At 46.1% G+C, this 11856-nt stretch carries 9 protein-coding genes and 1 CRISPR repeat array; of the genes, 5 read left to right on the top strand and 4 right to left on the bottom strand.

All coding sequences use genetic code 11. The features are described from left to right. Nucleotides 1-298 precede the first annotated feature (298 nt). From WBA89_RS18260 to WBA89_RS18250, 3 genes are all read right to left on the bottom strand, one after another. Complete coding sequence (locus WBA89_RS18260; RefSeq protein WP_424408631.1) at nucleotides 299-1720, bottom strand: CHAT domain-containing protein; 1422 nt, start codon at nucleotides 1718-1720, stop codon at nucleotides 299-301. Between the two features lie 90 nt (nucleotides 1721-1810). Continuing rightward, complete coding sequence (locus WBA89_RS18255) at nucleotides 1811-1972, bottom strand: hypothetical protein (protein ID WP_424408630.1); 162 nt, start codon at nucleotides 1970-1972, stop codon at nucleotides 1811-1813. Nucleotides 1973-2449: 477 nt separating this feature from the next. Next, nucleotides 2450-2617, bottom strand: coding sequence for a hypothetical protein (locus WBA89_RS18250; protein WP_424408629.1), 168 nt, complete (start codon nucleotides 2615-2617; stop codon nucleotides 2450-2452). A 3-nt stretch (nucleotides 2618-2620) separates the two neighbouring features. Here WBA89_RS18250 and WBA89_RS18245 point away from each other — a divergent pair, with 3 nt between their 5' ends. The 5 genes from WBA89_RS18245 to WBA89_RS18225 all read left to right on the top strand — a co-directional run bounded on the left by WBA89_RS18245 (nucleotide 2621) and on the right by WBA89_RS18225 (nucleotide 7965). Further along, complete coding sequence (locus tag WBA89_RS18245) at nucleotides 2621-3265, top strand: hypothetical protein (RefSeq protein ID WP_424408628.1); 645 nt, start codon at nucleotides 2621-2623, stop codon at nucleotides 3263-3265. Nucleotides 3266-3295: 30 nt separating this feature from the next. Further along, nucleotides 3296-4252 (top strand): DUF1822 family protein, encoded by a 957-nt coding sequence (locus WBA89_RS18240; RefSeq protein WP_424408627.1) that lies wholly within the window; start codon nucleotides 3296-3298, stop codon nucleotides 4250-4252. Nucleotides 4253-4282: 30 nt separating this feature from the next. After that, nucleotides 4283-6751 (top strand): CHASE2 domain-containing protein, encoded by a 2469-nt coding sequence (locus WBA89_RS18235; protein WP_424408626.1) that lies wholly within the window; start codon nucleotides 4283-4285, stop codon nucleotides 6749-6751. A 166-nt stretch (nucleotides 6752-6917) separates the two neighbouring features. Further along, complete coding sequence (locus WBA89_RS18230; protein WP_424408625.1) at nucleotides 6918-7622, top strand: DUF928 domain-containing protein; 705 nt, start codon at nucleotides 6918-6920, stop codon at nucleotides 7620-7622. 157 nt (nucleotides 7623-7779) lie between these two features. Continuing rightward, a complete protein-coding gene (locus WBA89_RS18225; protein WP_424408624.1) occupies nucleotides 7780-7965 on the top strand; it encodes a hypothetical protein in 186 nt (61 codons plus the stop codon). A gap of 6 nt (nucleotides 7966-7971) precedes the next feature. On the opposite strand, the gene WBA89_RS18220 is transcribed toward WBA89_RS18225, so the two are convergent. Beyond that, on the bottom strand, nucleotides 7972-9177 hold the full coding sequence (locus WBA89_RS18220) for a DUF4336 domain-containing protein (RefSeq protein ID WP_424408623.1): 1206 nt from the start codon (nucleotides 9175-9177) through the stop codon (nucleotides 7972-7974). Nucleotides 9178-9404: 227 nt separating this feature from the next. Further along, nucleotides 9405-11833: direct repeats of the CRISPR family, unit length 37 nt; unit sequence GTTTCAGTCCCGTTGCCGGGATTCAGTTAATTGAAAG. Nucleotides 11834-11856: the final 23 nt, after the last annotated feature.

Below are 11856 nucleotides of genomic sequence, written 5' to 3'. Positions count from 1 at the left end.
ATTCATATTTGTATTCAGCAACGCCAGATTTAACATCTCAAATATCTAACCGCAGAGAAATCAGAGAAAGAGGAGAGAAATTCGAGCGAGCTGACTGTACTGGATTTGACATTACCACAAGACCTCTCTTCCCTCTTCTCTCTGCGGTCTCTGCGCCCTCTGCGGTAAAAAAAAGGCGTTGCTGATTCTAAATATGAATCAACTTTTCGCTTGATGTTACAAAGCTCACCATACTTGGCTTATAGCAATTGGGAAATCTTGAATTCATATTTGTATTCAGCAACGCCTCTTTCCCCACCTACCAAGGACTGCCGATAATGCTGAAAGCTGCCCAATAATAAGGATGCGATAAATCTTTGCTGTCGAGTTTGGGGATGGACAGAGGTAAAAAAGTTTCGCCCCTAGAACTTCGCAGTTGACCGTTATCTATGGTGACTTTACCCTCGATCGCAGCAATTTGTGCTTGTCTGAGTGCTTCAGCTTTAATCATAGGAGGGTCTTTCGGCTTGTCGATTTTTAACTGCTGGTAAAACTCTGTCATCAGCGCCAGAGTCCCCGCATCTGACACGTACCACAAGCTGGCTAGAGCTGATTTTGCTCCCGATTGCAACGCTAAACCGGCAAATCCCAGTTCTGCTTCTTTGTCTCCCAAGGCGGTTCGACAGGCGCTCAATACTAACAGTTCCAGCGGCGGATTGTTCCATTTTAAATCTCTCATTTGATCCAGTCTGAGTCTGGTGTCCCAAAATTGAATGTAGGAGTTATCTGGGGTTCCGGGGCGGAATTCGGCGTGGGTGGCGAGGTGGATGATGCCGTATCTTTGTTGCACGCGCTGGGATTGCAAGTTTACTATGGTGAAATCTTCGTTGAGAAAAGATTCGCCGGGCCACTGTCGGGCGATCGCGCTCAATTCTAGCGGGACTGCCGGTAGCGGTTGTTTGTTCGCCGTTTCTGAGAAAATTGACGCTCCCATTGCCAAGACTTGGGTGTTTCTGAGGTTGGCGTAGTTAGTGTCGGTGAATTTGAACGCGGGGATGCGGGCGAGGCTGTATTTTTGGATCAAAAATTGCTTTCCGTCGTGCATTGCTGCTAGGGGTACGGTTCGCAAACCTTCGCCGACGCAAAACAGCAAGGTTTCAATTTTTGCTGTTTGCAAATCTGTTTCTAGGGGCGCAATTATCCATTGATAAAGTTGTTGGGCCGGTTTTAGATAGCTGGTGGTGTTGAGTTTTACGGGGTTGGTGATTTCGCTTCTGAATTCTTTGACGGCATTGAGCAGTGTCTCTTGTTTGGCTGACGGGACGCTGCGGAGAATTGGCTGGCGATCGGGCAGTATTAAGATTAATTCTAGTTGGTCGGTGCGCGGAATGGCGTAAATTAAAGCGGGTTTTTTCTGGGTTTGAACTGCTAGGCGGGAGAGAGTTTTTGAGATAGCTTCTGCGGTTTTTGTACGGGCCGCAAAGTCTTGTTGCAAGTATTTTTGATAGTCTTCTTCCCAGTCGTTTTCGATTCTGGTGACGGCTTCGGTGAGGTTTCCGCGATCGAGAATCTCTCTCATTTCTGACCCGTTAAGTCCGCCCCGGTTTGTGTTTTGGGCAATTGTAGGGAGGTTCGCGGTACTCCAGCAGAAAAATATTGCTGTCAAACAGTAAAAGATAGCTGTTTTAAGTTTTTTCTGAGCCGCGTGTTTTTGACGGTGCTGCGGGGATTGGTATTGCATGGTTTTGGTGCGGTTGTACCATTTGCTATTTTCGTATTGAAGATTTTTGATTGTTGAGAATGACTGATGAAATCAAGGTTTAGAGTTTTGCTAAAATTGCATTTTTGGCAGTGGTATTAACGGCGCATTTGGCTGCAGCAGCTTTTTGGGAGTGCGATCGTCGGGCACCGCAAAGCGAATATCTAACGTGCGAATGGTTGACAAGCGAATTTCAAAGGTGGTACCCGTCACGCGATCGATCCGCCGAATCAATCGAAAGCATCCAAAATCTCAAATCCTCAAGCCCCCGAATTTATCTGTGGGGTCGCCTCCAAAATCTAAAATCTAAAATCTAAAATCGAATGACTGTGCTAGCGATGGTTAAAGAAACCGGGTTTGTGACTCGCGTGCGTCCAAGACTAACTGACTGTGCCCGCATCGCAGCCCGATTATAGCATTCAAGACAAACGCCCAATATCTCTCCGGCGAAAAACTCAACCGGTGCCGAGTGGGTGAAACCCTGAGATGTTGCACCATTCTCAATTACTTGTTTAGGAACAGGCCGGACAGCCTGTTCCACAAGAAAATTCATCTCTTCTGGAATGGGCCCAAGAGCCCGTTCTTGACAATGGTGCCGAGTGGGTGAAGCCCCACAAAATCAACGGATGCGAGCTTTGCGCCGCCCGATCGCCCGCGCACAAAAATAGCCCCCGCACCCAGAAATTCGCGATTTATGTAAAGTTTTGTAACTTATGCAGAAGTTTTGCGTAAAAATCGCAAATCCAGACAGATAGAGAAATAGAGGGCTATGCAGGAGGATGCGATCGCACCGCGCCAGCCCATCTTCGGCAAATTACCTGAACTCCGGCGGCCTGCATCGCTGGTGGGAAACAATTTTTCTGAGTACCCTTGGAACAAGAGATGCCTACTAAGGATGAAATTGACGATCGGCTAAAACAGCTAGCTATAGCCGCTAAAAATTACCAGCCTAAAACTTTAGGGCGACAGCAAGCTGTGACCAAATTCATCATGGAAGTTGAAACATATAAAATTGTTAAAATTCCCCAAAATACAAAATTTTCCGCACAAGTTTATCGGGAAATTTGTGCAGAAGCCCGACAGATATTGCTGTTGCGGATCTGCCGGGAAATTCACAACTATCGACCTGAGAATAAAGTCAGCCAGTGGGTAAACTTCTTGATGATTAAATGCTTTCAGGAAGCTACGCCTAAAGTTATAGGTCGCCGAGAATTATCCACTGTATGCTACGGAGATATGGATCTAATTTTCAATCAACTGGAAAAACAGCAACTGCAAAATGAATCCTATCAAATTGGAGCTGCTTTGCTCGATATGATTGCAGACGATCCGGACGATGTTTTTCAATGCGAAGTGATGAGAAAGTACCCGCACGTCAATTTTAAATTATTGCTGGCGAACAAAATAATAGAAGAGAAAAGTTGGCAGGATATATCCAATGAGTTAGGAGTAAGCGTTTCTAGTTTGAGCAGTTTTTACCTGAGAGGTTTGGAGAAATTTGCACCCAGATTCAGAGAATACTTGTAGAACATTATGTACCAAAAGCAGGGAGTAATCATGAATAACACAGAAGTTGATTTTGTTTTGACAATACCGATCGCCCCAGCAGTGCACCTGAACGCTCAAACGCTTTCCCAGCAACAAACAGATCCCAAAACAGCCAAACAGGTTTATCTGAATGCTGTGGTGGTGCAGGCGGTGAATTTTTACTTTCAGTGTATGGAAATAGAGACAGATTTGGCCGCCAGCAGTATTTGGCATCCTGTTGTCCAGAAATTCATGGATGTTGCAGATTTGGATGTCAAAGATATTGGCAAGCTGGAGTGCCGCCCGGTAAGCCCCGGTGAAGATTTTGTCGCCATTCCGGCAGAAGTGCGATCGGACAGAATTGGTTGCGTTGCGGTGGAGATTGCCCCATCGCAGCAAGAGGTGAAGTTGCTGGGATTTGTCAAAAAGGCCGATCGGGCAAAACTTCCAATTAAGGAGTTGGAGCCGATCGAAAACCTGCTAGAATACTTGCACGAACTCAAAGCAGAATACTTGGACGAAGAACTCAAACCAGTACATCTCAGTCAGTGGTTGCACAATGTTTTCGATATCGGCTGGCAGACAGCAGAAAAACTGTTTGAATCAAAACCCGAATTGCAGTTTGCTTTCAGAAGTTCCCAAGTTGCAGAAATCAGCGATCGCTCAAATGTCCGCCTACCAGTCAAAGGAGGCAAAATAGTCAACTTAGAGTCGGAAAAAGAGCAAGTGGCTTTGTTTGTGGAATTGATGACAACTGAGGAACCCGATATCGATATTTCGGTAGTGGTTTATCCAGCAAAAGGTCAAACTCATTTGCCCAACAATTTGCAGTTGATCTTGCTTGACGATGGAGGTGAAACTTTGATGCAGGCTAGAGCAAATTCATCGGAAAATTTGCTATTCGAGTTTAGCGGAGAACCGGGAGAATTTTTTACAGTTAAATTGGTTTTGGGCGAGTCTAGCGCGACTGAAAATTTCTGGATTTAATCGTTACTTATCAATAGGGGGGTGTGAGTTATGGATAAGTTAGTTGTCATAAAATTAGACGGAAATTGCGAAACACAAGGTTTTCGTTATAGTTTACAAATTGCCGAAAATAATCAGTTTTGCTTGACGGATATCACTGGGAAACAAATCTTGCCAGCCAACCCGGAATTGGCGGCTTTTGAACAGGAACACTGGCAGCAAAAATATCGAACTTTGGGGGCGCATTCCCGCGGCAGCAGTCGAAAAACTGGGGATTTAATTTACCAGTTTTTGCATAAAAATGTAAAAAAATATAGCCCTGTGAAGTCGGCGAAAGGATTGTCTTTTCGGATTAAACCTAAAAAGATTAGCAACAGACATTCTTTGAATGAGTGCACAGAATCTGGGAAAAAATTAGCTCAGATGCTGAATGATTGGCTGAATTGTCCAGAGTTTGCCAATGTTGACAGATTGATCGGGGATAATTTAAATAAAGATGAAGAGGCAAGAGTGCTGATTTGTACCGACGACAAGCACTTGCAAAAACTGCCCTGGCATCGGTGGAATTTGTTTACAGAAAGATTTTCGAAAGCTGAAGTTTCGCTGAGCAAATTAAATTATATAAGCTCGGAAAAACTGCGAAAACCCGTCCGCAAATCTCGCGTAAAAATTTTAGTAATTCTGGGAAACAGCGATGGTATTAATGTCGCGGAAGACAGGAAAAGTTTCAATAATTTGTCTGCCAATGCTGAAGTGAAGTTTCTAGTAGAACCGAAACGGGAAGAAATTAACGATCGACTTTGGGAAGAATCTTGGGATATTATATTTTTTGCTGGACACGGCGAAACTGAAGATGATACTGGAAAAATTTATATTAATGAAACAGACTGTTTGACTATTGATGAGTTGTGGTACGGCTTGAAAAAAGCAGTGAATAACGGTTTGCAACTGGCAATATTTAACTGCTGCGACGGCTTGGGTTTGGCTACAAAATTAGATGATTTCCAAATGATTCCGCAAATGATTTTAATGCGGGAGTTAGTGCCGGATTTTGTAGCCCAAGAATTTTTAAAGTTTTTCCTTAAAGAGTTTGTGGCTGGGAAGTCTTTGTACGCAGCGGCGAGGGAAGCGCGACAGCGGTTGGAGACTATGGAGAATCGGTTTCCTTGTGCTAGTTGGTTGCCTGTAATTTGGCAGCATCCGGCCGCGGTGCCTCCGGTTTGGAGCGATTTTTTGATTCAGCCCGATGCGCCTGCAATTGTCAAATCTCTTCCCGATGTTTGTCCTCCCGCACCGAAGCCGCCTGTCAAGGTGGTTTCGAGTTTGGTGTCGGTAATATTGGCGAGTACGGCTTGTACTTGGGCCGTGATGGGAGGGCGCTATTTCGGGGCGATGCAGGCGCGGGAATTGGCGGCGTTCGATCGGCTTATGGGCCTGCGCGAACCTGAATTAATCGACAATCGCTTGTTGCTTGTAGAGGTGACTGATAGCGATGCTGTCAAGTATAACTATCCTCAAAATGATGCTACTTTAGCGAAGGCGTTGGCAAAATTGGAGCAGTTTAAACCTTTAGCAATTGGTTTGAATATGCACCGCTATCAAGCCCAACCTCCAGGGCGCGAAGATTTAATTGACCTGTTTAAAAAAAATCCCAATCTGATTACTGTCTGCGCCTACAACGCTGCCAAAAGGCACGAACCACCGCCGGAATTTTCTCAGAACCAATTAAACAACCAAGTGGGTTTCAGCAATTTAGTTAAAGACGAAAAACCTAACGAGAAAGGCGAGAGCATTCGCATTCAACCTTTATCTTATCACCCAAATCTTTCCAGTTTTACCGACAATTGCAAAAGTCCGAACAGTTTCAGTTTGCTGTTAGCTTTGCGGTTTTTGGAAAATCAAGGCTATAAAATGGAGAAAAATGCTAATGAAGAGTTGGTAATTGGGGGTGTTAAATTTCCGAGATTGGCTGTTCGTACAGGAGGATATCAAAATATAGATGCGGGAGTAAATCAAATATTGCTCAACTACCGAGCCAATCCGAAACCTGCTTTTAAAGTGACGCTTCAGCAAGTTTTGGAGGGGAAAATAAACGCCGATCTAGTCAGAGGTAAAATAGTGATAATCGGTCACGCTTCGGAAACTGTCGGAAATAATTCTGATACTGCTTACGGTAAAATGCCGGGAGTGTGGATTCAAGCGCACATGGTAAGTCAAATTCTCAGCGCTGTAATTGACAAAAGACGGCTGTTGTGGGTTTTGCCTCAGTGGCAAGGGATGCAGTGGGGAGATGCTATTGTTGTGTGGCTGGCGGCTTTGGCTGGCGGGCTGTTGGCTTGGCGCGGGCGATCGCCCTTAGTGTTGGCAGCGGGCGGAAGTTTGGTAATTTTTGTCTTGTATCAAGCTGCGATCGTCATGTTGAGTTTTGGCGGTTGGATGCCGTTAATTCCTTCAGTTATGGCTTTAATTTGTACCGGTTGTATTTGGTTTATTTACGACCGTTATGCGCTCAAAAGGTAATTGCAAATAGTTTGAGTTTACCAGAAAGAACTGGTTGAAAGCCTCTCACGAGTGAGGGAGAAATTAAAATCAGACTATTCATTACTCCAATCCTCTTCCTTCTAGGTAGAGGTCGCTCTCAAACTGTCAACTGTCAACTGTCAACTGTCAACTGTTGAACATTTTTATGTATCAAATACGATGGCATTTATTGTGGGCTTTAATTTGGGCGATCGGCTCGGCATCGGCGGTTGCCAATTCTCCGATTAAAGTATCCACAACAACTAATACAAATCCCCCTTCTAATACCAAGCCAGGAGGAGGACTCGATCCAACTAACTTGTCTTGCAAAAAAACCGATCGCCCGCTTACTGCTTTGAGTCCCCGCGATAATTTCCGATCGACTACTTCTGAGCATCCTACTTTTTGGTTCTACATTCCATATTCCCCTGAAGATATCAAAAAGGGAGAATTTGTGTTGCTGACTTTAGACGAGAAAACTTTAATTTACGAGACTGCTTTCGAGCTACCTAAAACTCCGGGAATTGTGAGCATTAGTTTGCCCCCATCTCCAGAGTATGCTTTGGCAGAGGGGAAGTCTTATCGCTGGTACTTGAGATTGTACTGCAAAAACAGTACGCGCTCTCGATCGGATTTGGCGGTAGATGGATGGCTGAATCGGGTAGCGGCGACTGCGGAAACTGAGCGTTCGATTAATGCCGGCGCACCTGATATTTGGTACGATTCGCTGACTCGTTTGGGCAATTTGCTGTTAGTTTCGCCGCAGGATGAAAAATCAAGAAATGATTGGAATAAGTTGTTAGAGTTGATCGGGGAAAAAGAGTTAGCTAAAGAGCAGTTAGTGGGGCCAATTGTGGTGGTTAAAGAGTAAAGTTGAAACCGGGGAAAGTTACGATCGGCGGTTGAAACCGCGTCTACAGAAACAAAGTCGGCCTGCGCCGACTGGTTTGTAAAGAATCTCCAAAACCCGGATTTCGCATGATATCGTTTCCGGCTGCATTGTCAGGTGATAAATTAGAGGGCAATTCATGAATGATTTTTACAAGTCGCCACCTATCTCGGCGCAATTTTTAGTTGTTAGATTCACAGTCAACAGTCAACAGTCAACAGCCAACAGTCAACAGTCAACAGTCAACAGTCAACAGCCAACAGTCAACAGTCAACAGTCAACATCATGTTTGAGTGCAACCGGAATTGATATGAAACGTAGATGATGACTGTTACACTTTGTCTTTGGCCGGCGGAACTAAACCGGTTTTATTCAAACCTGCATTAATATCCCTGAGCAATTTCAAATCATCTTCGGGTAAAGAATTAACAGGCGAGTATTTTTCTAGAAAGCAGAATGCTTGCCGAAATTGACGGGGGTTGCAGTCGATCGCACTATCGAAGTGACACGGTACAATTTTCTCAAAATCCCAACTCGCGACTCTCTCGGCCCAATCGAGAGTTTCCCTCGGCGCGCGGTTGAGAATCCAAGCCTGCAACACCGGGGCTACCAGCGGCCGCCCTCCACCCCGCAAAGCCTCGAACGATCGCACCCAATCAGTTTTCCACTGGAACGGGTACAACCCAAAATAAGCTTTTCGAGAGCGTTCTGGCGCTTTGAGTGCGTCAGCCAACACTCCCCCCCAAGGCGGCGTTTCCAGCACGCTGGGGCGAAAATACGTGGCAAATAAGGCGATTCTCTGCCATCCTTTGCGCCGATTTTCGTGGGTGTCTGCTACCAAGTCCGAGGCGCTGTCTTTGGCGTGAAACAGCAGCGGGTAGGGGTCGAATTGGACGATCGCGGGCGGATTTTCGGGAATGGAAATTACCGAGTCGGTTACGATTAGGGTGCGCGATCGCCTGTGAAACAAGGCAACTTCGGCAAAGGAGCCCAAACCGAGGTCGATCGGGCCGAGGATTGCCCAGTCAAATTCACCTGCTAAGGGCGTGCTGCTGCTGTCGCAGGGCAGTACAGAGGTGCGTTTGGCGGGCAAACCCAGCCACGAGAGGGGCAAATTCAGCGGGAAACTCCAGTGCCCGGGGGCCGCAAACACCAGGGCTGCGGGAAAACACTTGGCAAAGGGGCCGACAAAAACTTTGTGTTCGATGCCGGAAACTGTTGTCAGCAAAATATACTTAACTTCGCCGTGCTCTGCGACTAACTCGTTTAGCAAGCGGATGCACTCCGGAGTCGGTGCGACGGGGGCGTAGACTAGAAGGCCTTGGGGTTCTAGTTTAATTACTGTCATCCGCACCGGCACAATTACGTAGAAAATGCCTTGGAGTTGGTCAAAAGTCCAGATGCTGTCTTTGACTATTTCTTTGCGGATGGTGCGCCGCTTGCTGTAGGGATAGATTGGGACGATCGGCCACAAGGGCCAGGAATAGTCCCGATTGTCAATCTGTGCTGGTGTTGGTGTGTCTTGGCCCTCTGTCACTCCGCGACTCCTTGCCGATTTTTTTTGTACGTGCGCGCGATCGAACTTTTGTTATCTTATTTCAATTTTGGGGTGCCGATTCGAGCAGTTGAACAGGGGTTAGGGGCGATTCTTGCTGGGGATAGCCGCGCTGCGGGTTTTTGGCATATTCAAGCTGGAATTGCGCGTGGGGAGCCCAACCCGGTTTTTACGAGTTTTGGGATGAGTCACGAGAAATAAGAGGATGAGTTTCAGTCCCGTTGCCGGGATTGGGTTAATTGAAAGTATTCTTGGCGGGGATAAACGAATACTTCTCTGGAATGTTTCAGTCCCGTTGCCGGGATTCAGTTAATTGAAAGCTTGGCATAAAGTTGCAGCTTTCCATTGAGCCGGATGGTTTCAGTCCCGTTGCCGGGATTCAGTTAATTGAAAGCAGCCAACTTTTGCGGCACCTAGCCCCGAAGTTCAGGCCGTTGTGTTTCAGTCCCGTTGCCGGGATTCAGTTAATTGAAAGAAACGCCAAGCTTTAACAAGTCCTGCAATCATCATGTTTCAGTCCCGTTGCCGGGATTCAGTTAATTGAAAGATCCCATTTGCTGACTCTACATGAAAAATAAATTGTTTCAGTCCCGTTGCCGGGATTCAGTTAATTGAAAGCCTTTCTGGCTGGGATATTGAGTTCCCCATGTGATGTTTCAGTCCCGTTGCCGGGATTCAGTTAATTGAAAGTGGGCAAACATTCCAGCTTTGCTACATAAATAAACTGTTTCAGTCCCGTTGCCGGGATTCAGTTAATTGAAAGTTGAGTCAAAGTTAAAAAACAATAATCCTTTTTAAAGTTTCAGTCCCGTTGCCGGGATTCAGTTAATTGAAAGCTTAAATCGGCGGCACCGCCGAAAGACCCTGACAGTTGGCGGACTCCCAAGTTTCAGTCCCGTTGCCGGGATTCAGTTAATTGAAAGTTCCACAAGCAATCGGATATTAAGCGCGATCGGTGCGTTTCAGTCCCGTTGCCGGGATTCAGTTAATTGAAAGCTGCGAACGCTCTGGCAATCTTCCAAGCTGAGCAAAAGGGTTTCAGTCCCGTTGCCGGGATTCAGTTAATTGAAAGCCGACGGCTCGCCAGTGACTCACCAAGATTTGCGGTTTCAGTCCCGTTGCCGGGATTCAGTTAATTGAAAGTGCTACGACAGCGAATCCTGCACAATCTCGACTACAGTTTCAGTCCCGTTGCCGGGATTCAGTTAATTGAAAGACTCAAGAAGTTCGCCGGTAAAAACAGTCTGCAAGATTTGTTTCAGTCCCGTTGCCGGGATTCAGTTAATTGAAAGATCCAACGAAGTAGAAGTCCGCTGGAAGATTAAATCGAGGTTTCAGTCCCGTTGCCGGGATTCAGTTAATTGAAAGCAACGCAGCAGAACCCTTGGGTGTAGGGAGTGTAGAGTTTCAGTCCCGTTGCCGGGATTCAGTTAATTGAAAGGCTGAGGATGCTGCTCTCAGCTTCGGCGATGATTTCCTCTAGGTGTTTCAGTCCCGTTGCCGGGATTCAGTTAATTGAAAGTTGCATTTGCGAACGCAAGTGTCTGAGAAAATGTTGATACCCCTATGTTTCAGTCCCGTTGCCGGGATTCAGTTAATTGAAAGTAAGCCTGCGCCCCACTTACCAATTGCACCGCCTATTCCATGTTTCAGTCCCGTTGCCGGGATTCAGTTAATTGAAAGTTTATGTACCAGGTCAAACAGTTGGCAATCCCGTGTTTCAGTCCCGTTGCCGGGATTCAGTTAATTGAAAGCGAAGCAACCGTTTCTCTTTCCGGGGCGCAATCATTCCGTGTTTCAGTCCCGTTGCCGGGATTCAGTTAATTGAAAGCTTATCAGGGCGAAAATCAAATTTAAATGTCTCTTGCGATGTTTCAGTCCCGTTGCCGGGATTCAGTTAATTGAAAGGTGGATCTTTATGTGTAGCAGCCGATAGGTAAAAAGTTTCAGTCCCGTTGCCGGGATTCAGTTAATTGAAAGCCAAGGGCCGGCTCCCATTATCAAATCACCTTCGATGTTTCAGTCCCGTTGCCGGGATTCAGTTAATTGAAAGTCTAGACCCTAAATAAACAGTCATATTGTCACGAGTTTGTTTCAGTCCCGTTGCCGGGATTCAGTTAATTGAAAGCCTGCTTGCATTGCCCAATCCATTGAAAATTGAATGTTTCAGTCCCGTTGCCGGGATTCAGTTAATTGAAAGCTCGGTCATTTAGCCGCTTGCTTTGCAGACACATTGTTTCAGTCCCGTTGCCGGGATTCAGTTAATTGAAAGGACTTGAATTTTGGGCATTAAGCCTAGTACAGGATGTTTCAGTCCCGTTGCCGGGATTCAGTTAATTGAAAGGCGGAGGTGCTAGGGCCGGAACGCAAGGATGGGGAATGTTTCAGTCCCGTTGCCGGGATTCAGTTAATTGAAAGGAGGAGTAGACCCGGACATGATAAAAATGTTGAAACGTTTCAGTCCCGTTGCCGGGATTCAGTTAATTGAAAGTTTTCAACTACAACGGATTCGGTAAGCTTAAATGCTTGTTTCAGTCCCGTTGCCGGGATTCAGTTAATTGAAAGACCAGTAGTCAGACCAAGAGCAAAGCCAAGTTTACTGTTTCAGTCCCGTTGCCGGGATTCAGTTTATTGAAAGGTTGCCATAGCCTTAACTAATTC

Source organism: Microcoleus sp. (assembly GCF_049646505.1).
GTDB lineage: Bacteria > Cyanobacteriota > Cyanobacteriia > Cyanobacteriales > Microcoleaceae > Microcoleus.
Note: the sequence above shows the minus strand (reverse complement) of the source record. Positions and strands in the feature narration are given on the sequence as shown.